We start from the raw sequence: 25,877 nt of genomic DNA, 5'->3' as shown, positions 1-25,877 counted from the left end.
GCTGTATTCGTCAGTATTACTGCCGCCTCCTCACGCGTAATATCGTCATTCGGTGCAAATTCCGTTTCAGAACGTCCGTTTATTATTCCCGAATTTGCAAGAAAAGTTACTTCTTTATCATCGGTATCAGCAAACGAACTCTTAACATTATTCTCACTAATCAGTGATTTTTGTTCAAGCATTTTATATGCCAAATGACAAAAATCAATACGCGATATATTAGCGGTTAAATCTCTGTCCGCAAAGAAATTCGGCAATAATTCCGCTTCATCTGCACTTATCAAACTTTCCTCCGCCCATTGTGAATGCCTTTCGCTTACTTCCGCAGAAGCACCTATTCCCGACGCTAAAATCATTGACACACATAACGCACCTAAAACAAACTTCTTTTTCATTTTTTCTCCCCCTTTAATATTAAAAATTATTTTTCATCTTCTCTCCTGTTATACAAAAACATCGCTACCGACACGGAGCATATTATTACATAGCCGATAATACTGAATTTATCGGGAATATCGCCGAATGCTATAAACCCCATAAGTGCCGCAAATATTATTTGCGTATAATCGAACACCGATATTTCTCTTGCCGGTGCATATGAATATGCGGCAGTAATCGAAAACTGTCCGCCTGCCGCCGCTATTCCGGCACATATAAGTATTACAAGCTGTGCTATCGTCATAGGTGAATAGTCAACTATCAAATACGGCAATGTCACAACACACGAAAATGCCGAGAAAAAGAATACTATAAACGGACCTCTTTCGCCTTTCTGACTTAATTTTCTGACCATTGTGTACGCCACACCTGCTCCGAATCCTCCGAGCATTCCCACAAAGCTTGGCAAGCTTGCCGATATTGACTGTGGCTTTATTATAAACAACGCACCAATAAATGCCACGATTACAGCTAAAGCCTGGAACGGCTTTACCTTTTCTTTAAGCACAAAATACGAGCATATAACCGCAAAAAACGGTGACAGCTTATTAAGCATTGACGCGTCCGACAAGACAAGGTGGTCTATCGCATAGAAGTTACACAAAATTCCCATTGTACCGAATATTGACCTAAGCAATAATTCAGGCAAATTCTTTTTATTGAACTTAAATTTTTCGTCTGTTCTTATCAGCACAATGAACGCTATAATAAGTGCTATAAAATTTCTGAAAAAGCTTTTTTGTATTGACGGCAAATCTCCTGCCATTCTTACGAACATATTCATCAACGCAAAGCAAAACGCCGATGAAATTATACACATTATTCCTTTTACTTTATTACTGCTCATTTTTACCCCTACCGTTATTAATTGCTACCATTTCCGCTGTTTTTATTCCGTCAACCGCGGCGGACATAATACCGCCTGCATATCCCGCACCCTCACCGCAAGGATACAGACCTTTTATGTTTGACTGCATTGTTTTCTTGTCACGAATTATCCTTACAGGTGATGATGACCTCGTTTCAGGACCTGTTATAACCGCACCGTTGTCGGCAAATCCGTGAAGTTTGTTATCCATAAGCACTATTCCCTCACGCATTGAATCGGTTATGAATTTAGGGAACACTTCATCAAGATTTACCCACGTCACATTAGGCTTATATGTCGGCTCGACCGTATATTCACTGTTACTTTCCGTTCCGAGAAAGTCACCGACTCTTTGACACGGTGCATTATAATTCTTGCCGCCGACTTCAAATGCTCTCTGCTCAATTTCACGCTGAAAATACATTCCCGCAAGCGGATCGTCAGTTTTAAAATCGCTCGGTGTTACATTTACAAGCAATGCGCTGTTTGCGTTTTTTCCGTCACGTGCAAAATAGCTCATACCGTTTGTCACAACACCGCCGTCCTCCGACGCAGACGCAACAACTCTGCCTCCCGGACACATACAGAATGTATACACACCTCTGCCGCTTTCAAGATGTACCGCCATTTTATAATCCGCCGCCGGAAGTTTTTTATACGCTTTACCGTACTGGCTTTTATTTATCATTTCTTGAGAATGTTCTATTCTCGCACCGACTGAAAAACTCTTTTGCTCCATTGCTATATTGCGATTTTGGAGCATAAGAAAAGTATCTCTTGCACTGTGACCGATTGCAAGCACAATATTATTTGTTTCAATCACATATTCACCGCTGTCACTTTCAACAACCGCACCGCATATTTCACCGTTGTCGGTTTTTACATTGACAAGTTTATTGGAAAATCTGACTTCACCGCCGAGTTTACGAATTTCACTTCTGATTGACGCAACCATTTTAGAAAGATTATCGGTTCCGACGTGCGGTTTTGAATAATATAATATTTCTTTCGGTGCACCGTGCTTATGAAATTCTTCAAGCACCTTTCTTATACGAAAATCTTTTATACCCGTTGTAAGTTTTCCGTCAGAAAAAGTTCCCGCACCGCCTTCGCCGAACTGTACATTTGATTCGGGATTTAAAAAGCCTGCCTCCCAAAATGCCTCAACGTCTTTCATTCTTTCTTCTACGCACTTTCCGCGTTCAAGAAGTATTACCTTATATCCGTTTTGTGCCAAAGTAAGTCCGCACATAAGTCCCGCAGGTCCTGTGCCTACTATCACGACAGGCTTGTCAATTTTACCGCACTTCGGAAATTCATAAGTTTTCTTCTTTACAATTTGTGAGTTTTTTATTTTCTTCGCATAATATTCTTCGTTATCGGTTTCAACATCGACCGAATATACATAATGTATATCAGGCTTTTTTCGTGCGTCTATTGACTTTTTTGATATTTCAAAAGATTTAACATTCTTCACGCCCAAAAGTTTTAAAACTTTCTTTCTTAAATCTGATTCTGTATCATCTGTTCCTAATTTTATATCTGATATTCTTAGCATTTATTTCACCTTATGACAATATTTCTTTAATTTTATCCGCAAACGCATTTGCAAGTTTCTTATGTTCCTCCGAAACCATATGTATTCCGTCAATGTCGGACGCTTTCGCGTAATTCGCCGCATTCATAAAATATGTATCTTCTTCATCTGCAAGTTTTGATATATATTCCGAAAAGTGCGTTGATTTTTCGATTGATTTTTCACTGTACAAATCCTTGAATATAGGATGTGTCAAACAATTATCATTTATCAAAATCGGCGATACAAGCAATATTTTCGGTTTGTCCTTACCGAATTTCGTTCTGCATTCTTCTACATATATTTTAAGTACATCGGCGGTCTTTTGGTTTGAAAAATCTATATTGTTCAGCACATCGTTCGTACCGAGCATTATTATAATCAAATCAAAATCATTTTCACCGCTTAAATATCTTTCTCTGAAATCTTTTAAACCGTTTGTTTTATCTTCATTTTCCAAATAATGAGTTGTTGCTCTGCCGCATACTCCGTCAGATACTATTTCATATTCAGGTACAATATCCTTTAACCAAACCGTCCACGGTTTCTCAAGTTTAGAGCAGTCTACGGGGTTATGTCCCCATGTATTTGAATCACCGAAACATAATATTTTCTTCACTTTATTTTCCCTCTTTTCTTTATTTATTTAATTGTATCAATTCACTTTGTAAAAGTCAATAAAAAAAGCCGAATGTAACTCTACATTCGACTTTTTGTAAATTATTTCAAATCTTTTGTTTCAATGAAGTCCATATCGTCAAATTCTTGATTTTCACCGCACATTGCCCAAATGAATGAGTAATTCTTTGTACCGACACCTGTATGTATCGACCAACTCGGCGAAATAACTGCCTCTTCATTGTGCATAATGATGTGACGTGTTTCATCAGGCTCACCCATCATATGAAATACTGCGTCATTTTCATCCATATCAAGATACAAATAAACCTCCATACGTCTGTCATGTGTATGACACGGCATTGTGTTCCAGTTTGAACCGACATCAAGCATTGTAAGTCCCATTGCCAGCTGACAGCTCTGCATAACTTCAGGGTGAATATATTGGTTTATCACTCGCTTATTGCAATCCTCTTTACTTCCGCAAGGAACTTTCTTAGCCTTTGTAATATCAATTTTCACAACAGGATACGATGTATGTGCCGGACACGACGAAACATAAAACTTAGGCGGATTTTCAATATCAACGCACTTAAACGAAATATCTTTATTGCCCATACCGATATAAATACCGTCACGCGGATTCATTTCATACTCCGTTCCGTCAACGGTAATTATACCTTTTCCGCCGATATTAATACAACCCATTTCACGTCTTTGAAGGAAATAATCCGCCGCAAGCTCCTTGCCTGCCTCAAGTTTCAATTCACTGTAAACAGGCATAATTCCCGCGGTGATAATTCTGTCTATATGGCTATATACCATTCTGATATTGTCTTTTGTGAAAAGTTTTGCAATATGAAATTCTTCTCTTAAACGTTCGGTTGTGTAATTTTTTACATCTTTCGGATTTGAGGCACTTCTTATTTCAATTTTACTCAAATCTTCCTTTATGTATCTGCCGTACACCTCAATTTGCGACAATGCCGCCCAAGAAAGCGGGAATACCGCTTGTATGAAATTTGTAAGGTGAATTGTTCTTGTAATTTTTTTCTCTTTTAATACAACTTCCTGACCATCTGCAACACCCTCGAAGTTTGCGGTAACGATTTCACCGTCCGAAAATTCTATATCAATATTCTTCCAATATGTATCGTGCGGAAAATCAGCTCTTAAATAAAATACTAATTTTTCAACTTCAACTTCTGTACCGAAATCAACATAATACTCCAAATCATCTCTTGCACCGCCTGCCCAAGAATGATACGGAAAATTTCCGTGGCCCTTATTTTCAAGTACGCCGTCAATCGCATTTCTTTCAAAAAAGCAAGGCTCACCGCGTGTTACATAATTCGCATATGCGTGCGGATAACATCTTTTTTGACCTTGCAGGTCATATGGATTAAGTGAAATATTCCTCTCGCCGTACGCTTCTTTGTCAGTAGCCTCCGATACACGTATTCTGTGCTCCGTTCCCGCAAAAGCACCTTCTTCATATATACGTTCCAACACTTCTGTCGGAATTCGATATTCAAAACTACCCGACGGAGCATATACAACCGTTTCTTTTAATGCACTGTCAAGCTGTATTTTGAAGAAATAACAGTTATTTGCCGAAATATAAATTTTATCTCCTGCAGAATATTCACTCTCATATGTACAGTCAATTTTCAAGCCTTGTTTTACAAACAATTCATTATTATTTTTGTCTAAAATTCTTAATTTCATATTCATCTTCCTTTATATGTTTTTTCACATACATTAGTTTTTCATAAATATCCCTTGTGTATAATTTATCACATTTATTTCTTGTTGTCAATCGGTTTTATTTTTGATTTATACTGTATTGACATCACCAAATTTCTGTTATATTATGTACTCGTTATAACAGATAAGGAGCGGTCACATATGGCAAACGGATATAATCCCTTAAACGATTGGTTTTACCTCAATCGTCAAACACGAAAAAAGGGTGACAGGCAATCTAATTTGCACTATCACCATTCATATGAAATATTTATCATTTTGAGAGGTTCTACAACATTGCTTGCCGATGACAAACTTATTTCAGTATCAAAAAACGAAATTGTTCTGTTAAAGCCGGATGATCTCCACAAAAACAACGGCGGTACGGAACACGAAAGATATGCACTTCATTTTACCGAACATTATCTTTCACAATATATGTTGCCTGATGCATACCAAAACTTGCTCAATATGTTTAACAATCAGAAAATACATTTGGATTCCGCACAATTCAGTTCTGTAATAGAAATAATACAACGTATGGAACAAAATCCGAATTACTCATATATTCATATTTGCGAACTGCTCACCATTCTTTCAAGTTGTAAAAATACGGAAAAGAAAAAAGTTTCAGAAAAACACAGAACTATAGATTTAATTCTCGAATACATAAACAAGAATTATCAGACAGTTCAAAACCTTGACGATATTTCAGACGCCGTTCATATTTCAAAACCGCATTTGTGTAAGCTGTTTAAACAAGAAATGAACATAACCGTTTCGGATTATCTGAATACAGTGCGTATAAACAATGCCTGCGAACTTCTAAGAAACAGTAAACATAGCATAACGGATATAGCTACCGCCTGCGGTTATAATTCATCAACATATTTTTGTAAAACATTTCGCCATATCGTGCATATGAGTCCTAATGAATACAGAAAACATATAGATACAAACTAAAAAATGAGTTCACTTGGAACTCATTTTTTTACATTCCCGTACTTCCGAAACCGCCGTTTCTTTCGTCGGTAACATCATCGTCAAAAGTAATTCCGTATTCTACGAATATTCCCTGACAAAAGCCTGTACCTTTGTTTACCGAAACGGTTTTATCTTCGTTTGTGTCGTTTGTGATTTTGCAGAATATATGTCCCTCATTATCGCTGTTATAATAATCACTGTCGATAATTCCGACGGTATTGTTCATCTGCACTCTGAACTTAAATCCCAAACCGCTTCTAGGATAAAGTTTCAGTACCCAGCCGTCATTGATTTTAACTCTGATACCTGTCGGTATTTTTATAGTTTCTCCAGGCTTTAATTCAAATGCCATCGGTGCATAAAAATCATAACCTGCCGAGCCTGCCGTTGCTCTTTTCGGAAGCTTTATATCTTCGTATATCTTTTCTATACCATCTGTCACATAAAATGTGTCTGCCCAGTCTTTTTTGAATTGTTCAAAGCTGACTTTTTCAAATTTAGCTACTCTCTGCATATATTAACTCCTTTACTTAACCGCAAGAACAACCTTATCTATTTCAAGGCTTTTCTGTACGTCTATAACTTTTTGGTTTGTACTTCCCCGCCACAAAAGCTTATTATCTTTCAGACCGTCCACAAATTCACCGTCCACCATTACGTCAACATATTTCATACACGGCAAATCTTTTACTTCCTGCCAATCATAACCGCTGTAAATCCAAATGGTTTTATTCGGGAATTTTTCTTTAATTTCTTCAATAAGTGCTCCGACGTCTTTTCGATTTTGTGTATGAAGAGGATCTCCGCCGCTGAATGTTATACCGGAAACATAATTTTTTTCAAGTTCATCAAAAATCTCTTTCTTTGCAGCCTCATCAAATTCCAAACCGCCGTTTATATCCCACGTTACGGGATTTTGACAATTCGGGCAATGATGTTCACAACCGGCAACCCACAGTACAACACGAAGTCCGTCACCGTTAAGCATATCATCTTTTGTTATATTATGATAACGCATTACATACTTTTCCTTTCTGCGATTTCTGCCATTTTTGCATTGTTAAGTCTTGTATCGCCCTTAACTCTCGAATATGACAAGTAACCGTTCATTCTTTCGATTTTAGTAAGATTCTTACTTCCGCACTTCGGACACACGTCCATTTCAAGTTCTTCATATCCGCAGTCGTCACAATACGCAAGCGACAAGTTTACACCCTCATAAAATCCCATATCCATTGCTCGTCTTACAAGAGTTTTTATAGCCTCTCTGTTATAGCTTATAGGGTATTTTACATACTGAATTTTACCGCCGTTTGAAAGCTCCCAAAAACGTTTTTCAAGGTCTTGTTTTTGAATCGGAGTAATATCCTCCGTAACGTGACAATGAAAACTGTTTGAGACATATTCTCTGTCGGATACGTTTTCGATTACGCCGTACTTCTTTCTGAATTGTGTAACCTGAAGTCCGCAAAGCGACTCGGCAGGTGTACCGTATATGGCATAAAGTTTTCCGTCCTCAGCCTTGAATTGATTTACTTTGTCATTAATATGTTCAAGTGTTCTGATTGCAAATTCACCGTCTTCGACAAGTGAACGCTTATTATAAAGCTGTTGCAATTCATTAAGTGCCGTAATACCGAATGACGCTGTTGCAGTCTTTAAAATAGGCTTTATTTTATCATGTATTCCAAGATGACCGCCGTAGAAACCGCCCTCACAATATGCAAGCGGATTTGTAGACGCACGCATTTCGCCAAGATAGTCATATGTACGCAAGTGAAGTTGTCTGATTAGGTTTAAGTAATAATCAAGCACGTCAAAAAACGGTTTATTTTCCTGTTGAGCCTTTGCCAAAATCATAGGTAAATGAAGCGACACAGCACCTATATTAAATCTTCCTACAAATACAGGCACGTCATTTTCATCAGCCGGTTTCATACCGCCCTTTTCGTACCAAGGTGACAAGAACGCACGACAGCCCATAGGTGAAACGATTTTACCGTATTTTTTATACATTGACGCAATATATCCCTCACCCGAAAGGCTTAGCCAATCAGGGTACATTGTCTTTGAAGAACAGTCAATTCCCGCCTCAAAAACATCTTCCAAAGGACCGCCCTCACCGTGAAGTTTTTCATCATACAAGAACACTACTTTAGGGAACAAAACAGGCTTTTTGTGTCCTTTTTTGCCTTGTCCGTTCTTTCTGACTTCAAGCATAGTCTTTGACGCCATCTTTGCAAAACGTCCCGTACCAGTACCGATAGTAACGGTTATAAACGGATAATCGCCGCGGCTTGATGATACCGAATTGAATTTATATTCCCAACCTTGGAAACCCTGTTCAAAATCTCTTTGAATATCTTGTATTGCGATTTCTTTTGATTTTTCTTCGTCAAGTCCGATATTCTTATATTTTTCTATATAATATTTATATGACTTTTCCGCATACGGCTCTAAAATAAGGTCTGCCGACGGAACTGTAAAGCCTCCGTACTGCTGGCTTGCCGCAGACAAAACAATATCGCCTATAACATCAAATGCAACGTCAAGAGTTTTCGGTTCGTTATACCAAAGATTCCCCATTTCAAAGCCGCCCTGCAAAACGCTTTGCACATCAAAAAGACAGCAGTTCATTGTATCACGTCTTGCCGACATATCGTGTATGTAAATATATCCGTCACGACACGCCTGAAGTTCTTCTGTTGTAAGGAAAAACTTCTTGTAAAGTTCTTTATTAAGTTGATTAAATATAAGACTTCTCTTTGTCGAAACAAGCGCACTGTCAGTATTTGAATTTTCCTTGTCACCGATATACATAATCGACTGACTTTTCTTATAAACTTCATCAAGCATTTGTACGAAGTCCTGTTTGTAATTTCTGTAATCACGATAACTTTTCGCAACTTTCGGATTAACTCTTTCAAGCGCACCCTCTACAATGTTGTGCATTTCGGAGATTTCAATTTCTTCCTTACCCATTTTTCTCGCCTCGTCCTGAACGAAACGACATATAAAGTCAATCTCCTCATCCGTAAATTTTACCAATGCACGAAAGGCTGATTTATTTACCGCAATAACGACCTTTTGCACGTTAAAAGGCTCTTTTGTATTGTCCTTTTTTACTACTTTCATAACTAAATTACTCCCTCAAATATCGTATCCCACTCATTTCAAACCACAATATATTGTGTTTGACTAACTGATTTCTAATTATAGCACCCTATATCTATTTTTTCAATTACACGTCCATTACTGCTTTATTACAGTAATATTACAATCATTTACCTTCCGATAGGTAAGCCAAATTCTGTACTTCAACGCAAATATTACATGGTTAACTTATTTAATTTTGAAAATACTATAACTATTAACTTCGGGAGGTATTATATGAAAATACTGTTTAATTCAATACATCTTTTCTTTTTTTCACTGTATGTTGACTTTTATAAATATCGTTTTGATTGTGCCGTCAAAAAACGTTTAAAGAACGGAAAAAATATTTCCACAAAGAAACTTACGCAAATGTCCGATAAATGCTATTATCTGTTTAACAGTTTTATCGAAAAAGAAAAAAGACTTCGTTTGAAAATGACCAAAGCATAAAAAATGCTTTGGTTTTTTATTTTAAAATCTATATACTCCCCTGTTTTTAGAAAAATATTCATATTTAACACAAAATATTGTGTTCCGCCCTTGATTTTGAGTTTCAAAAGTGATATTATATATATATGTATATATAACTAATACACATTAAAGGGAGTTTTCTCTCTTTATAAGAGAAAAAAGAGGAGGAATTAATTCCGATGGCTAGAAAAATGAAAACCATGGATGGTAACAACGCAGCAGCTTACGCATCATATGCGTTTACAGATGTTGCCGCTATCTATCCTATCACACCATCATCTACAATGGCAGAAGTAACCGACAAATGGTCAGCTGCCGGACAGAAAAACATTTTCGGACGTACTGTAAGAGTGGTTGAAATGCAGTCTGAGGCCGGTGCCGCAGGTGCAGTTCACGGTTCACTTACAGCAGGTGCTCTTACAACAACTTATACAGCATCACAAGGTCTTTTACTTATGATTCCTAATATGTACAAGATTGCAGGTGAACAACTTCCTTGCGTATTTAACGTATCGGCAAGAGCTTTGGCATCACATGCACTTTCAATATTCGGCGATCATCAGGACGTTATGGCTTGTCGTCAGACAGGTTTTGCTATGCTTGCGTCAACTAATCCGCAAGAAGCAATGGACCTTGGTGCAGTTGCTCACCTATCAACAATAAAGGGTAAAATTCCGTTCATTCATTTCTTTGACGGTTTCAGAACTTCTCACGAATATCAAAAGGTGGCTTGTTGGGATTATTCGGATCTTGCAGATATGCTTGATTGGGATGCACTAAACGACTTCAGACGTAAGTCACTAAATCCTGAACATCCTGCTCAGAGAGGTACAGCTCAAAACCCTGACGTATTCTTCCAGGCTAAAGAGGCTTCTAACAAAGCTTACGATGCAATTCCTGAAGTTGTTGAAGAATACATGAATAAAGTAAACGAAAAAATCGGCAGCGATTATAAGCTATTCAACTACTACGGTGCAGAAGACGCTGATGAAGTTATTATCGCTATGGGCAGTGTCTGTGATACAATCTCGGAAACTGTTGATTACCTAAACGCAAACGGCCGCAAGGTTGGTCTTGTTAAGGTTAGACTTTACAGACCTTTCAGTGTTAAGCACTTGGTTGCAGCTATTCCTTCAACAGTTAAGAAGATTTCTGTTCTTGACAGAACAAAAGAACCGGGTTCAATCGGTGAACCTCTATATCTTGATGTTGTTGCGGCACTTCGTGACACAGAATTTGCCAATGTTCCTGTATACACAGGTCGTTACGGTCTTGGTTCAAAGGATACAACTCCTGCTCAAATCATTGCCGTATTCAAAAACACAGAAAAGAAGAGATTTACAATCGGTATCAACGATGATGTTACTAACCTATCACTTGCTCTTGATGAAAACCCTGACACAACTCCGGCAGGTATCACAAGCTGTAAGTTCTGGGGTCTTGGTGCAGACGGTACAGTCGGTGCTAACAAGAACTCTGTTAAGATTATCGGTGACCACACAGATATGAACGTACAAGCTTACTTTGACTATGACTCTAAGAAGTCGGGCGGTCTTACAGTATCTCACTTACGTTTTGGTAATGCTAAGATTACTTCAACATATCTAATCAACAAGGCTGACTTTGTTGCTTGTCACAAGGCATCATATATCAGACAATACAATATGGTTGAGGACGTTAAGCCGGGCGGTGTATTCCTACTTAACTGTTCATGGAATACAGAAGAACTTGAAGAACATCTTCCTGGTCAGGTTAAGAAGTATATCGCTGACAACAATATTCAATTCTATACAATCGACGGTGTTAAGATTGGTAAGGAAATCGGTCTTGGCAACAGAATTAATACTGTTCTTCAATCAGCATTCTTTAAACTTTCAAAGATTCTTCCTGAAGAAGACGCTATTAAGTATATGAAGGACGCCGCAACTGCATCATATTCAAAGAAGGGTGACGCAATCGTTAAGATGAATCACGACGCTATTGATGCCGGTGCTCAGCAAATCGTTAAGGTTGAAGTTCCTGAAAGCTGGAAGAACGCTCAAAGCGAAGATCTTTCAGTTAAGCATGACGGTGAAGGCAAGCTAATCGACTATGTAAACGATGTACTTGTTCCTATCAACCAATTCAGAGGTATGCAATTACCTGTTTCTACATTCGAGGCTTATCAGACAGGTGAAGTTCCTCTTGGTTCATCAGCATTTGAAAAGAGAGGTATTGCTATCGACGTTCCTGTTTGGAATAACGAAACTTGTATCGAATGCGGTAACTGTTCATATGTATGTCCTCACGCTTGTATCCGTCCTGTAATTCTTACAAAAGAAGAGCTTGACAATGCTCCTGAGGGTATCAGATACCAAAATGCAATGCAGCTTGACGGCTATTACTATGCTATGGCTATTTCAGTTTATGACTGTACAGGTTGCGGAAGCTGTGCTAATGTTTGCCCTGTAAACAATGCCGGCAAAAAAGCCCCTGCCCTTGTTATGACATCATTCGATGATGAAACAGCTAAGGAACAGGAAAAGTATGATTACCTTGTTCAGCTTGCAGAAAAGCAGGAAGTTCTTGACAAGTTCAAGATTTCAACAGTTAAAGGCAGCCAATTCAGAAAGCCTTACCTTGAATTCTCAGGTGCTTGTGCAGGTTGTGGTGAAACACCATACGCAAAACTTGTTACACAGCTATTCGGTGACAGAATGTACATTGCAAATGCTACAGGTTGTTCATCAATTTGGGGTGGTTCTTCACCATCTACACCATACACAATAGACGTAAACGGCCACGGTCCTGCTTGGGCTAACTCATTATTTGAGGATAACGCCGAATACGGTCTTGGTATGTTCATCGCTCAAGATACATTGAGAAATACAAACATCGCTAAGCTTGAAAAGATAGCTGAAGAAAATGCAGATGTTAAGCCTGTTGTTGACAAGTTCATTGAAACAAAGAATGACGCTGCCGCAAACAAGGTTGCTACTGACGAACTTCTAAAGGCTATTGCTAATATCAATTCTAAAGAGGCTAAGGACGTACTTGCCGATAAAGAATACCTATCAAAGAAATCTTGCTGGATATTCGGTGGTGACGGTTGGGCTTATGACATCGGTTTCGGCGGTGTTGACCACGTACTTGCATCAGGTGAAGATGTAAACATTCTTGTATTCGATACAGAAGTTTATTCAAATACAGGCGGTCAGTCATCAAAAGCTACACCGACAGGTGCTATTGCTCAATTTGCTGCCGCAGGTAAGGAAGTTAAGAAGAAAGACCTTGCAGCTATCGCTATGAGTTACGGTTATGTATACGTTGCACAAGTTGCTCAAGGTGCTAACCAAGCTCAACTTCTTAAAGCTCTGCTTGAGGCTGAAAGCTATCACGGTCCTTCTCTAATCATCGCTTATGCTCCATGTATCAATCATGGTATCAAGGGCGGTATGAGTATTGCTCAAACAGAAGAAAAGAAAGCCGTTGACGCAGGTTACTGGCACTTGTTCAGATTTGACCCAAGACTTGCTTTGGACGGCAAAAATCCGTTCCAGCTTGACTCAAAAGCTCCTACAATGGATTATGAAGACTTCATCATGGGTGAAGTTCGTTATAATTCACTTGCTCGTTCAAACCCTGAAAGAGCTAAGGAACTATTTGCAAAGGCTAAGAAGAATGCAGAAGAAAAGTATGCACATCTTGTTAAGCTTGCTCAAGGCGAATAATTTTAAATATTATAAATGGTTGGTTCATTTTGAACCAACCATTTTTTATTGCTATAACATTACCAAACAGGAATACAAAAAAATAACGCTGATAAACAGCGTTATTTTTTATATCTTATCAATTTTCATTTGTCCGTATGATACGTCTGTAAATCCCATTTTCTTATACAGCGATATTGCTTTTACATTATCTTTAACGACTTCAAGTCTGAAACGCTTTGCACCACTGTATTTGTCGAATAAATAATTAAAATACTGTGTCGCCACACCTTTTCCACGAGCATTTTCATTTACATACAAATCAATAATCTGTACGCATATACCGCCTACTTCAGTTTCATAATAAGTCGTCACGTAAGAAAATCCGACAACCTCATTATCTTCACAAAATACAAAACCAATTAAGCCTTTATCTCCACTTATTGCCGCATCAATATTTGTTTCGATAATATTCATAGGCACTTCGTGATCAAGTGCATCACTGCAATAAAATGCTTTTGATAATTCAAGCACTTTATCTCTGTGATTTTCATTCATTATTTCAATTTTCATTTTAACCGCCTATCTGACATTCAAGTCCCGATTTTTTAGCAACTTCAAGAAGTTCTTGCATATACTCGTTAGGAATTAAATCAATTCCGTCAAGTTTGTATTCTCTACCCAATCCGTCATATTTGCCTTGTCCGAGTCTGTGGTATGGAAGTAAATGAAGTTTCTTAACACCTTTCAAACTTGCAGCAAACATTGCAATGTCATAAATTTCTTCCGGTGTTGCGTTAAATGTCGGTATAACAGGCACTCTTATTGTCAAATCAACCATTCCCGACTCCGCAATTCTTTTTGCGTTTTCGTGAATAAGTTCATTGGGCTGAGTGGTAAATTCCTTGTGCTTTGCACTGTTCATATGCTTAATATCCATAAGCACATAATCAAGATACGGCAAATACTTTTCTATAAACTCCCAACGTGCAAAGCCCGTTGTTTCGATAGCAGTATTTATACCGTAATCCTTACAGGCGTGTAAAAGATGCGGTCCGAAATTCGGTTGCAACAGAGCTTCACCGCCTGACAAAGTCACACCGCCGCCGCTGCGGTTATAATAAAATGTATCCTGTAAAATAGCCGGCATAACATCTTCAACAGTCACATCATATCCCATAACTTTTTCTTTGCCCTCAAACATCATGGTCTGTATATCAAATTCCTGTGATTCAGGATTACAACACCATCTGCAACGCAAAGCACAACCCTTTAGGAATACTATTGTTCGTATTCCGGGTCCGTCGTGGATAGAATATTTCTGTATGTCAAATATTCTGCCTTTCGCTTTCATATAATTTTCCATATTAATTATTCCTTATGCGTTAAATGCTTGTTCTGTTCTGCTGATAATATCGTCCTGAAGTGCCTTTGAAAGTGATGTAAACAAAGCACTGTAACCTGCAACACGAACTACAAGTGATTTATAATTTTCCGGATGTTTTTGTGCGTCAAGAAGTGTTTCCTTACTTACAACATTAAACTGCATATGCATTCCCTTTTGGTCAAAGAATGCTCTTATGTATGACGCAAAGTTCTGAAGTCCTGCATTTCCGCTCAATGCCGACGGGTGGAACTTCTGATTGTAAAGTGTACCGTTTGATGCTCTGCCATGTTCAAGTTTTGCAACTGAGTTTGCCGCAGCCGTAGGACCTTTTGTATCAGCGCCCTGTCTTGGACCTACACCGTCCGCAATCGGTGTATTGGCAAGTCTGCCGTCAGGTGTCGCACCTGTCTGCTCACCAAGAGGAACGTTAGCCGATACAGGATACAATCCTGCCTGGAACATACCTCCGCGAGGATTTTTATGTTTTTCAAGTTCTTTTGCGTATATATTAGCCACATCACGGGCTAACATGTCAATTTCTTCAATGTCGTTTCCGTACTTCGGAAGTTCATTTATCATATCAAGTATTTCTTCATAACGCTTTCTCTTTGTCGGATCCTGTTCACCTGTAAGGAACATTCTGCAAATATCGGCAACTTGGCTTTCATTAACGCTCTTGCCTGCTTTAGCAAGATTTATAACAACTTCTTGAGTCGCATTTTTAGCCGCCTTAGGACTTAAACCTTGTCCGTAATTATGGATAAGTGTGTCTTTAAGTTCCGCCATTGTGACTTTCTTTTCATCAAATACAAGAGTCTTAACTGCCCAAAGTCCGTCTGCCATATTCGCAATACCGAAGCCTTGCGGACCTGTGAAGTTATAATGAGCACCGCCCTCTTGTACAGTCTTACCCTCTTTAACACAATCTTCAACCATACATGACAGGAACGGTAGAGGAACTCTTTCCGAATGTGCGGTATCTATCGCATTAATAGCATTAACCATAAGACCAATCATATAAGTTTCCTGTGCTTTATATGCGTTGTAGAATTCTTCAAATGTCGTCATATCTTCAACATTACCTGTCTTGATACTGATTTGAGCACCCTTATCAACACCGTTTGAGAACACAAGTTCAAGCGGACGACACATATTAAAGAATGCCGCGTCATGCCAACCGTCTGTCTTAAACGGTTTCTGCGGTTCAACACAACCGATAATGCCGTATTCCCTTGCATCTGCAAGAGTAACACCTCTGCTCATAAGTGCAGGAATGATGACTTCATCGTTGTAGTACGCAGGCAAGCCTACACCCGTTCTTGTAAGCTCTGCACATTTAATCAAGAATTCATTTGGCGTGCCGTTCCATATTCTGACCGAGAATGACGGAGCAGGTAATTGAGTGTGCATTGACGCTTGAATACATAGGAATGACAAGTCATTTGTTGCGTCAATTCCTTCAGCGTTTTGTCCGCCCGCCGTCAAATTTTGGAACAAGCTGTATCCGGCAAAGCCGTATGACGATGCCTCATCCCTTGCTTTATTAAGGTCGTTAAACTTAACCCAAATACAGTCAAGTATTTCCTGTGCAAATTCGCGTGTAAGCGAACCGTTGTCAATGCTGTTCTTATAATACGGATACAAATATTGGTCAAAACGTCCGGCAGAAATTGAGTGACCGCTTGATTCAATTTGAAGTAACATCTGTATAAACCAAAATGTCTGACAAGCCTCATAGAAGTTTCTTGCAGGATTTTCAGGCACGTTTGCACAGTTGTTTGCAATTACAAGCAATTCTTGTTTCCTTGTCGGATTTGTACACTTTTGAGCCATTTCATAAGCAAGATTTGCGTAACGTCTTGCATAATTTATAACCGCATTACATGAAATTATAATTGATTCAAGAAATTCGTGTCTTTTGGCATAATCAGCATCATACACGTTGCACTTATTCAATTCTTCCTGAACTTCCGCAATAATCCCCTTGTAACCTATTCTCATAACTTTACCGTAGTCAACTGTAACGTGTCCGATACCGTTATAGAAATAGTTACCCGGTGTAAAAATGTTGTGTTCAATCGCCGCAGCAGCCTCAGGCGCCATATATGAAAGTGCTAAATCGCTGTTTGTCTTGTTCTTCCAATAAGGAAAAATCTTTCTAAGTACAGCCTTGTTTTCCTCTGAAATATGGAATGGATCCGCCTCACGAAATTCGATAGTATCAAGCTCGCTTTCAAGCCATTCATACGAAAACTCAGGGAACACCTGACAGCTCCTCGGTGCTTTTGTCGAACTTCCGACAATAAGTTCGTTATCTCTGATTGTAATAGGAATATTGTTAAGTATATGTTCAAAAGCCAAAGCTCTTCTCTTTACAGTCGGAAGTTGTTCAGTCTGCTGATAACTTTCCGTAATAAGTACCGCTCTGTCTACTTCGATTTCAGGCATTTTGCGATACAATTCTTCCTTTAGCTTTTTAATTCTATCAGTCATAGGAATGTTTGTTGTATTAAAGGTTCTCATACTCTTCCCTCACTTAATTATAGTAATATCAATTTACTATAATTATATCACATATTTATTACATTTTCAATACTTTTTAATAGTTAAAGACCGTTAAATTAATAACTATATGCAACAAAAAAACAGACAAAATCGTAATAACGATTTTATCTGTTTACAATTACATTTCAACATTAAAATATCTTTTTGCATTGTTAAAGCAAATATCCTCAACTATCTTTCCAAGTGTATCAAAATCATCCGGAAATTCGCCGTTTTCAACCCACTCACCAAGCATATTGCAAAGAATACGTCTGAAATATTCGTGACGTGTGTATGAAAGAAAACTTCTCGAATCAGTAAGCATACCTACAAACTTATTAAATGCACCCAAATTTGCAAGTGCTTTCATTTGTTCAACCATTCCGTCACGTTGGTCATTAAACCACCATGCCGAACCAAACTGCATTTTTCCTGCCGTTTCGGCTGATTGGAAGTTACCTAGCATTGTCGCAAGAACATAATTATCCTTTGGATTTAATGTATAAAGAATCGTTTTCGGCAGTCCGTCGTTACATTCCATTGCGTCAAGCAAAGTCGAAAGGTCTGCCGCAATTTCATAATCTGCGATTGAGTCAAAACCGACATCTGCGCCGAGTTTTTTGAACATAGCAGAATTATTGTTTCTCAAAGCACCGATATGTAACTGCATTGCCCAATCAAGTTCACTGTACTTTTTCGCAAGTCTTATAAGTGTTTCACACTTAAATGCATTTATTTCATCGGCACTTAAATTTTCACCGTTCATTTTCTTTACAAAAACATCGTCTGCACTATAATCTCTGTTAAACGGTACACCGTCAAGAGCATGGTCGCTTATACGACAACCTGCATTATGAAAATAATCAATTCTTTCATTGACTGCAGTTATAAGTTCGTCATAATTTTTTATGTTCATACCGCATACGTTTCCAAGTGCTTTGATATAATCCGTAAAATCGGTCTTTTCGATATTAATTAATCTGTCAGGTCTAAACGCAGGTAAAACTTTTGCTTTTATATGTCCCTTTTCGGCAATTAATTTGTGATATTCAAGCGAATCAATAGGGTCATCGGTTGTGCAAAGTACCGCAACATTTGATTGATTTATAAGTGTTGACGGGCTCATTTTTGTTTCTTTTATAACCTTGTTGCACTTTTCCCATATTGTATCGCAATTTTCCGCCGTGACAACTTCATCAACATTAAAATATCTCTTTAATTCAAGGTGTGTCCAATGATAAAGTGGATTGCCTATCGCATACTGCAGGCAACCACAGAACGCTTTAAATTTATCATAGTCGCTCTTGTCACCGGTTATGTAACTCTCGTCAATACCGTTTGAACGCATATATCTCCACTTATAATGGTCACCGCCCAAGAAAATCTGAGTAATATTTTCAAACGGCTTGTCCTCATACATCATTTGAGGGCTTAAATGACAGTGATAATCAAAAATCGGCATATCCTTTGCATAGTCATTAAACAGCTTTGCCGCCGTTTCATTATTCAACATAAAATTATCGTCCATAAACTTTTTCATTACCATTACCTCACAGTATTATTTTATATTCTTATTATATACTCAAAACAGAATTTGAGCCACATATATTTTGCTTTAATTCAGCTCAAATCTTACAAATCTTGCTTAACATTTATTATATCACATTTTCATACAAACGCAACTCATTTTTGAATTGACCGTACACAAAAATTATGCTAAAATTATTTTGAGGTGAGTTTGATTGGAAAAGACGATACGACGCGTTATGTATGACAAATCTTATACATATACTTACAGAACAGGTATGTCCGAAGGACCAATTCTCGGCAATCATATGCACATATATTATGAATTTTTGCAACTGATTGAGGGCAATGCGCTTTACAACGTTGAAGGAACGGAATACAAAATTTCTTCGGGCGATTTATTAATCACCAATCCAAACGAATTTCACTTTATTACTTTTCCGAAAAACAGCGTTTATCATCGTCAGTTTTTGCAGATACACAGCAGCTTTGTTTCATCAATGAATCCTCATATTTTAGACACTTTAAATGCCCGAAAATTCGGAACAAACAACAGAATACCGTCCGAAATATTCAATAAATACAATCTCGGAGATATTTTCAAAGGCGTTGAACATTACTCGGCAAATCCAACAGCTGATACTGATTTTATGGTTTCCACATATGCCGCACAACTTGTCGTGAAGCTTAGTGAAATTCTTAAAAAAGAATTTCTTGTAAACGACACTTCCTCTAAAAACAAGCATATCAAAGAAATCCAAAACTACATTGAACAAAATTTCACACACAATTTGAATATTGATGATATTGCGGAACATACGTTTTTAAATAAGTCATATATCAGCCGTCTTTTTAAAAGCGAAACAGGTCTTACAATATCCGTTTATATAAATATGCGTCGCGTTATGATGGCAAAAAATCTGTTGCTTGCAGGCGAAAATGCAATGAATATTTTTTATAAATGCGGTTTCAGTGACTATACCACTTTTTATCGTGTGTTTAAAAAATACACCGATATGTCCCCCGAACAATTTAAGAAAAAGCACTCAAATATATAAAATCAGGTCGGTATTGTACCGACCTGATTTCATGTTATAACCATTTTATTCACAAACCATTGTAAGATTATCAAGACCTACCGTTCCGTTAGACTTTGCGGCTCTAAAGTAGAATGAGCCTATTTTCGTTATATCATTTGAACTGTAGAAATCCAAATCACTAAGTTCGGCTGTTATGTCGTTATCATTTTTCAAAGTCACATTAATCTTCTTTGTAGCGAAATTAATTTCAGCATTTAGGTGTATCCATGAACCGACAAAATCGCTTGACACTGTTTGACCGTTTACAAACAATGTACTTCCGGAATTGTATTCAACCGCAATTATATGTCCGTTATATTTTTTACTTTTGTTTACAAAGCCGTAATTCACGTTATTACTGTCAAATTTCGGAGATGTATCGCCGATTGAGAATTGACTGTTACCCGCAGTTCCCTTTGGTGCAAATTTAATATCGGCATTTACCGTAACCGTTTTATTTGTACAATCTATAGTATCAAGTTTCTGCCATACACCTACCGTCGAACCCGTTGACGCATAGCTTAAATAACTGTTTTCATTATCCTTTGCAACAGTCAATTTAGGACTTCCGCCGCCGTATGTCAACACACTGTCATCAATAGTATAATTTTCAAAATCAGCATAGAAATCATATTCGCCACCTACATCATATACAAGAGTAAATATGTTATTCTCCTCAAGTTTATCTTCAGTATATACCGACTTTTCGGCATTATACTTATATGTGTACACCTTACCGTCACGTTTAGCAACTTGGTCTTTACGGTAATCAGCAGAAACGGTATACTTATCTCCGACATAGAAATCGCCTGTTTCCGTTACGCTTTCCATAATATCATTACCTTGATTGTCTTTAAATTCAATCGCAATATCCGCCTTTGTTAAATCCATTACAGAAACCATTGGTACAGTGATATTTTTCGATTCGGTTGCCTGTGAAAGTTCAAGTTTTTGTCCTGCGTCACGGTAGCCGTCTGCTGTTGCACTGATTAAATAATCACCCTCGCAAAGCAAATATTCACCGTTTGAATTAGGTGTAAGCACTGCACCGCTTATACCGTCTTTAACAACAATATTCGCGTCAACACTTTCCTCACTCTTCGAATCAACCGCACCGAATGTCATTTTATACTGCGGTCCGCTGACTTTGCCGATGCTTACATTATCAACAATACACGATCTGTCGGTATATCCATGACTTGAGCTGAAATTTATACCGCCAATACTTCCTGTGCTGTCGCCGATTTTTCCTGTAAATTCAGCAGTCTGTCCGCCGTCATATGATACGGTTACATATGCCTTATTTGAACCGAAATCAATTACATTTTTAAAGTGAGTCGGTTTATTTGATGATGAACTGTTATTTCCTCTTGATATTGCCACCGACAATTTTGAATAATCATCAAGAACATCATTACCGCCTATTTTAACATTCGTATTACCGGATAAATCATATGCACAAATTTGTGTTGATACGATTGCTTTACCGTTTGCGTCTGTAAGGCTGTATGACATTGTTTTACCGTTGTGCTTACCGAATGTAATATCAAATTCAACCGTCAATGTTTCGCCTTGTGAAGTTACTACAGGGTTTGCATACTGCATTGACGCACTTCCCGTTGAAGTACCTTTTGTTGAATTGTTCATCAAAATCTGACCGTTATTGTTTACCGTATCACCTGTCAATGTAAACGCATTTGCACCGTTAGTATCGTTTAAGTCGGTATCAAATTTCCACAGGCTTACTTGTGTTTCTTCGCCTTGAGTATCAGGAGTTATATTTTTTACAGTATTCTTTGTTTCATCATAAGTACTGTCCTTATCCACTCCGACACGAATATAGTATTTTCCTTCTTCTTCGTTCCACGGAATGTATTTGTAGCTGTCACTGTCAAGTGTTTCGCCGTATACATACTTAATATTATCCGCCGTAATATCCTCCGATATTTCGCAATCAGCTGCCAATACAACAGACTTTTTACCGTATAAAGAACTGAAATCTGTTTTTAGAGTTATATAGTTGTCCTCTGCCTCTGACTTAATCTTACCGAACGTTTTAAACGGTGCAATCGGCTGCATATCGGTTAAATTATCTACTACATATATCGCATATGCTGTTGTATTATCTGCCAAAGCCAAATTGACATTTACCGTTGTTTTGCCGTTTATTTCAGCTTTATTCATAGCTGTTGATACCGCATTGCCGTCCTTATCATAGCCGACAGTAAATACAACCGCATTTTGTGTATTTTCGGTTAAGCCGATTAAATCAACAGTCTTTACAGTATTATTTTCCACTGACACATTACCTACAACTGCCTTTGGCTCATATGTCTTGTCAATACCGCTGACTTCCGTATCTTCCGTTACGGTTGATGTTTCTTTTGTTGTGTTATATGTTGTGTTGTAGCTTTCAGGTGCGCCGAAATACGAATTTATATTATTCTTAGAAAGCACCATTTTGTCTATGACTACGCCTGTTGACACATTGTACACTCTTACAGTATGATACCCCGCCTCAGAAACATTAATCTTTGTTGTAAGCTTTTCACTGTTGCATAATACGCCTTTTGACCATGCGTCCGTCTTGCTTCTGCTTCCGCTGTATTTATTAGTCCCGCTTAACACGATAGGAGTACCGTCATCTGTCGCTACCGCCAAACGCATAGTTCCGCGTTCATTGAGAGTAGGCATACGATAAACGTCCAATGTGTATGAACCTGCATTTGTGAAGTAAACCTTGTACTCCATATATGCCGCTGAATTGGTCAAATCACTTTCCTTTGCATTTGAGGCTGTTTCAGGATAAGCTTTCATTGTGTTTCCGCTTCTGCCGAAGTCTTTCTCTTCTTTCCATTCATAGCCGTTTACATCAAATTTATCTGTGTAGTGTTCAGCTTCTATCGAAACAACGCCGCCTGCCTCAACATATGTTTTTTCAGAAATTTGTTCTGTCGGATTTTCGATTGTTACGGCAATCTGCTTTGTATCAACAACATTATCACCTATTTTTTGCTCAACGGTAACCGTTGCATTGCTTACTCCGTCTGCCGCCTTTGATTTATCAACACTTATATGCACTCTGTCACTGCCGTATGACTTTCCGCTTGTCTTGTCAAATACAAGTGCATTTGAGTCTGACGTAATTTCATAGTCAAGTCCGCCGTAACCTTTGTTAATTACGTCAATAAATTTATCATATGTATCATAAGTTGAAACTGTCATAGTCGGATTATCCGAATAATCAGTCTGTGAATCGGTCATTACCGCAAGTTCGGTATAATCAAGCGATGATACTTTCGGTGCGTTAAGTTCTGTTGTTATATGCGCGTCACAACCTTGCAATTTTGACGGATTGTTATTCATAATGTTATTCCACTTGCCGTCCAGCATAGAGTTGTAATAAGCCATATCCGTATTGATTTGCTTAACCGCATTATCAGCTTCTTCAGCATACTTATTAGCCGCCGCACCTCTGTTTTGGCTTACATACAGATTTGCTCTGTCGGTCTGTACATAGTCGATAGCCATATTTGTTGCGGTACGTATAGGGTACAATGCAAGTTCAAAGAATGACGCTTGCTTATCTGTCGGAAGTTTTTCGTATAGCTTTTCCGCTCTTGCGCAAATATCTTTATATTCGTTTATATATCTTTCACCCTCATCACCGTATGCAGTCATCGAGAAATCACCTGTTCTTAAAAATTCAGGTCGCTTTGCGTTTGCAATTTCATAATACTTATCCATTATATCAGCATATTCTTTTGCGTCCGTTTCATTCATATTAAAATCACGTTTTGCGTTCTGCTCATATATTGAAGATATTTCTGTATTTGATGTTGACCATACGTTTTTAGCCAAATCGGCAAAGTATTCAATTTCTTTTTCAGCCGGTTTCAAGTCACCTACGTTTAATATCCAAACCTTATTTGCACCCATATCATATGACTTTTTAAGTTCTTCACGAATAAGTCCCGGCTGTGTGCTTGAAAGCCACAGATAACTCGTAGGATAACCGTAATAAGAAATATGATAGTAGATACCTGTTTTACCTGCTCTTGCACGTTCCGCATCGTCCGCATTTTGACGTACATATCCGTAGTTGTCATCTGTCCACATAATTGTTACATCATCGGGAATTTTTAACGCTCCTGTGTTGTATATCGCTTGTACGTCTTTATACGGAATGAATATTTGAGGTATATCCTCGATTTTACGACCGTCTGTGCAAAGTTCTTCTTCAAGAATTTTTCTTTGTGTCGCAATAATTTCGTTTAATGCGGTTGTTGTGTCCATATTTGTTGAGAATGAACCGTCATGAACACCACGCATACCAAGTGTATAGATATTTTCGTAACTGCCGTTTGTCTTTACACTGTCACGCCAGTAATCAGCCAAAAACTCCTTATTATCAACCGCATTACCGTCACCGTCATGATCAGTCCACATATATGAAACCGATCTGCCGCTGTCGTCCTTTGTATTGATGTACAGCTTTTTGTCAGGGTGATCCGCAAGCCATTGTTGCTGATACGGATAAAGTTCACCAAGGTTATTTCTCAAAAGTGGCTCAGCGTGTGAGGATCCCATAACTATACCGTATTTATCGGCAAGCACCGCATTTTCGGCGTCCAAATGGAATGCGTTTGAATACTGGTGCATCGCAGGCCATAGAGTGTTAGCCTTTAAACGAAGAATAAGCTCGTATATCTTTTCATACGTTTCCTTATTCATATTTCCGTCACCCATTGAGGTTGACCATTGGTTTAAATTGTATTCATCATTTAGGAAAATTCCTCGATACTGAACACTCGGCTCATCTTCCGTATATCCCTCTTTAGGAAGATTGATATATAATTCGTCCGCTTTTTCGGGCTTTACGTCCGCCCACCATTTCCATGGTGACACACCGATTTTTTCACAGAAATCATATATGCCGTAAATCGTACCGCGTTTATCCGAACCAGCAATAATAAGATTACCGCCGTTTTCTTGAACGGTAAAACTTTCCCATTTATCTTTTATTTCTGAAACGTCAATCGCTCCCATTTCCGCAAGTGAATCTATCGCCTTACTGTTTCCGAGTGTACCGACTATAATATTTGCATCGCTCCAATCGGTATCTGCCGGCATAGTCGCTTTCGGTGTTTCGGTATATGTATAGCTGTTTGCAATCGGTGTAACAGTCAATTTGTCATTTTCTGTTTTCCACACAAATGCTTTTACCGTTTTACCGTCAAAACTCGGAAGTTCTTTAAAATGTGCCGTTCCGTTTGTACTGTTTATGCTGTCCTCCGATATAAGCACCTTTTCTATCGTTCCGTCAGTGTTGTACACCGCAATAATGCCTCTGCCGTTTTCCGTAAGCGACTTGTAACCGTCAACAGACATACTTGCCGATGAAATATTAATACCAGAAATTTTCACTTCATCTGACATTGACTGAATATCTGCATTAATCGTAACAGTCTGCCCCGATACGTCCGATAAATCGTCTTTCATATCTCCCACTGCACGAATTACACTCTCATAATCATTGCTGTCAACATAAATTTTAGCTTGCTTGTCTTTTCCGATAAGCTTAACACCTGTGTCGGCAGAAATGTAACCCGATACGGAATTGTTTACCGTATTGTCTGCCAATGCCGTCATAGGTACGACTGTCGGCATCATCATTGCCGTCACAATAAGTGCTGAAATAAACTTTTTCATATACCTTTCCTCCATAATATATTTGTTAATTTAATTATATATTAATAAAGATATATTTTCTATGACTATATTCGCTTATTAA

General features: G+C 38.2%; 17 protein-coding genes. 4 read left to right on the top strand and 13 right to left on the bottom strand.

All coding sequences use genetic code 11. The features are described from left to right. From LKE05_RS12085 to kduI, 5 genes are all read right to left on the bottom strand, one after another. Window positions 1-395: S-layer homology domain-containing protein (locus LKE05_RS12085; RefSeq protein WP_308457008.1), on the bottom strand; the 395-nt coding region annotated here is incomplete at its 3' end. 26 nt (window positions 396-421) lie between these two features. Beyond that, entirely contained in the window at window positions 422-1,285 is an 864-nt protein-coding gene (locus LKE05_RS12080; protein ID WP_118445660.1) for a DMT family transporter, read from the bottom strand. Further along, window positions 1,275-2,864: an NAD(P)/FAD-dependent oxidoreductase gene (locus LKE05_RS12075; protein ID WP_308457007.1), complete on the bottom strand. Its 1,590-nt coding sequence runs from the start codon at window positions 2,862-2,864 to the stop codon at window positions 1,275-1,277. Before LKE05_RS12075 ends, LKE05_RS12080 begins: the two co-directional genes overlap by 11 nt. Before the next feature lie 10 nt (window positions 2,865-2,874). Further along, window positions 2,875-3,501, bottom strand: coding sequence for an SGNH/GDSL hydrolase family protein (locus LKE05_RS12070; RefSeq protein WP_308457006.1), 627 nt, complete (start codon window positions 3,499-3,501; stop codon window positions 2,875-2,877). 101 nt (window positions 3,502-3,602) lie between these two features. Continuing rightward, complete coding sequence (kduI, locus tag LKE05_RS12065) at window positions 3,603-4,433, bottom strand: 5-dehydro-4-deoxy-D-glucuronate isomerase (RefSeq protein WP_118445686.1); 831 nt, start codon at window positions 4,431-4,433, stop codon at window positions 3,603-3,605. Between the two features lie 975 nt (window positions 4,434-5,408). Between kduI and LKE05_RS12060 the strand changes: the two genes are divergently transcribed. Beyond that, a complete protein-coding gene (locus tag LKE05_RS12060) occupies window positions 5,409-6,209 on the top strand; it encodes an AraC family transcriptional regulator (RefSeq protein WP_308457005.1) in 801 nt (266 codons plus the stop codon). Between the two features lie 28 nt (window positions 6,210-6,237). On the opposite strand, the gene LKE05_RS12055 is transcribed toward LKE05_RS12060, so the two are convergent. Genes LKE05_RS12055 through nrdD form a run of 3 tightly spaced genes read right to left on the bottom strand, consistent with a single transcriptional unit; the run spans window position 6,238 to window position 9,365 of the window. Beyond that, on the bottom strand, window positions 6,238-6,744 hold the full coding sequence (locus LKE05_RS12055; protein ID WP_117966185.1) for a dUTP diphosphatase: 507 nt from the start codon (window positions 6,742-6,744) through the stop codon (window positions 6,238-6,240). A gap of 12 nt (window positions 6,745-6,756) precedes the next feature. After that, a complete protein-coding gene (gene nrdG, locus LKE05_RS12050) occupies window positions 6,757-7,248 on the bottom strand; it encodes an anaerobic ribonucleoside-triphosphate reductase activating protein (protein ID WP_308457004.1) in 492 nt (163 codons plus the stop codon). After that, window positions 7,248-9,365, bottom strand: coding sequence for an anaerobic ribonucleoside-triphosphate reductase (nrdD, locus tag LKE05_RS12045; protein WP_308457003.1), 2,118 nt, complete (start codon window positions 9,363-9,365; stop codon window positions 7,248-7,250). Before nrdD ends, nrdG begins: the two co-directional genes overlap by 1 nt. Before the next feature lie 255 nt (window positions 9,366-9,620). Between nrdD and LKE05_RS12040 the strand changes: the two genes are divergently transcribed. Next, window positions 9,621-9,836, top strand: a complete 216-nt coding sequence (locus LKE05_RS12040) for a hypothetical protein (RefSeq protein WP_308457002.1) — start codon at window positions 9,621-9,623, stop codon at window positions 9,834-9,836. A 200-nt stretch (window positions 9,837-10,036) separates the two neighbouring features. Beyond that, window positions 10,037-13,567, top strand: a complete 3,531-nt coding sequence (gene nifJ / locus LKE05_RS12035; RefSeq protein ID WP_308457001.1) for a pyruvate:ferredoxin (flavodoxin) oxidoreductase — start codon at window positions 10,037-10,039, stop codon at window positions 13,565-13,567. A 108-nt stretch (window positions 13,568-13,675) separates the two neighbouring features. On the opposite strand, the gene LKE05_RS12030 is transcribed toward nifJ, so the two are convergent. From LKE05_RS12030 to uxaC, 4 genes are all read right to left on the bottom strand, one after another. Beyond that, window positions 13,676-14,119 carry a GNAT family N-acetyltransferase gene (locus LKE05_RS12030; protein ID WP_308457000.1) on the bottom strand — a complete coding sequence of 148 codons (444 nt, stop codon included), beginning with the start codon at window positions 14,117-14,119 and terminating at the stop codon, window positions 13,676-13,678. Between the two features lies 1 nt (window position 14,120). Next, window positions 14,121-14,912 carry a glycyl-radical enzyme activating protein gene (locus tag LKE05_RS12025; RefSeq protein WP_147514437.1) on the bottom strand — a complete coding sequence of 264 codons (792 nt, stop codon included), beginning with the start codon at window positions 14,910-14,912 and terminating at the stop codon, window positions 14,121-14,123. A 12-nt stretch (window positions 14,913-14,924) separates the two neighbouring features. Next, window positions 14,925-17,456 (bottom strand): glycyl radical protein, encoded by a 2,532-nt coding sequence (locus LKE05_RS12020; RefSeq protein ID WP_308456999.1) that lies wholly within the window; start codon window positions 17,454-17,456, stop codon window positions 14,925-14,927. 160 nt (window positions 17,457-17,616) lie between these two features. Continuing rightward, on the bottom strand, window positions 17,617-19,017 hold the full coding sequence (gene uxaC / locus LKE05_RS12015; RefSeq protein WP_308456998.1) for a glucuronate isomerase: 1,401 nt from the start codon (window positions 19,015-19,017) through the stop codon (window positions 17,617-17,619). 202 nt (window positions 19,018-19,219) lie between these two features. Between uxaC and LKE05_RS12010 the strand changes: the two genes are divergently transcribed. Beyond that, window positions 19,220-20,062 carry an AraC family transcriptional regulator gene (locus tag LKE05_RS12010; RefSeq protein ID WP_308456997.1) on the top strand — a complete coding sequence of 281 codons (843 nt, stop codon included), beginning with the start codon at window positions 19,220-19,222 and terminating at the stop codon, window positions 20,060-20,062. A gap of 45 nt (window positions 20,063-20,107) precedes the next feature. Here the strand turns inward: LKE05_RS12010 and LKE05_RS12005 are convergent, their stop codons facing one another. After that, window positions 20,108-25,795 (bottom strand): glycosyl hydrolase 115 family protein, encoded by a 5,688-nt coding sequence (locus LKE05_RS12005; protein WP_308456996.1) that lies wholly within the window; start codon window positions 25,793-25,795, stop codon window positions 20,108-20,110. Between the last annotated feature and the right edge of the window lie 82 nt (window positions 25,796-25,877).

Origin of the sequence: Hominilimicola fabiformis (assembly GCF_020687385.1) — a bacterium.
GTDB classification, from domain to species: domain Bacteria; phylum Bacillota; class Clostridia; order UBA1381; family UBA1381; genus Hominilimicola; species Hominilimicola fabiformis.
The sequence above is the reverse complement of the archived record's forward strand: the minus strand, read 5'-3'. Positions and strand labels throughout refer to the sequence as shown.

Bases quoted from the DNA above. Each gene is read 5' to 3' on its own strand.
- LKE05_RS12080 (WP_118445660.1), bottom strand. From the start codon at position 1,285: ATGAGCAGTAATAAAGTAAAAGGAATAATGTGTATAATTTCATCGGCG.
- LKE05_RS12075 (WP_308457007.1), bottom strand. From the start codon at position 2,864: ATGCTAAGAATATCAGATATAAAATTAGGAACAGATGATACAGAATCA.
- LKE05_RS12060 (WP_308457005.1), top strand. From the start codon at position 5,409: ATGGCAAACGGATATAATCCCTTAAACGATTGGTTTTACCTCAATCGT.
- LKE05_RS12055 (WP_117966185.1), bottom strand. From the start codon at position 6,744: ATGCAGAGAGTAGCTAAATTTGAAAAAGTCAGCTTTGAACAATTCAAA.
- nrdG (WP_308457004.1), bottom strand. From the start codon at position 7,248: ATGCGTTATCATAATATAACAAAAGATGATATGCTTAACGGTGACGGA.
- nrdD (WP_308457003.1), bottom strand. From the start codon at position 9,365: ATGAAAGTAGTAAAAAAGGACAATACAAAAGAGCCTTTTAACGTGCAA.
- LKE05_RS12040 (WP_308457002.1), top strand. From the start codon at position 9,621: ATGAAAATACTGTTTAATTCAATACATCTTTTCTTTTTTTCACTGTAT.
- nifJ (WP_308457001.1), top strand. From the start codon at position 10,037: ATGGCTAGAAAAATGAAAACCATGGATGGTAACAACGCAGCAGCTTAC.
- LKE05_RS12030 (WP_308457000.1), bottom strand. From the start codon at position 14,119: ATGAAAATTGAAATAATGAATGAAAATCACAGAGATAAAGTGCTTGAA.
- LKE05_RS12025 (WP_147514437.1), bottom strand. From the start codon at position 14,912: ATGGAAAATTATATGAAAGCGAAAGGCAGAATATTTGACATACAGAAA.
- LKE05_RS12020 (WP_308456999.1), bottom strand. From the start codon at position 17,456: ATGAGAACCTTTAATACAACAAACATTCCTATGACTGATAGAATTAAA.
- uxaC (WP_308456998.1), bottom strand. From the start codon at position 19,017: ATGAAAAAGTTTATGGACGATAATTTTATGTTGAATAATGAAACGGCG.
- LKE05_RS12005 (WP_308456996.1), bottom strand. From the start codon at position 25,795: ATGAAAAAGTTTATTTCAGCACTTATTGTGACGGCAATGATGATGCCG.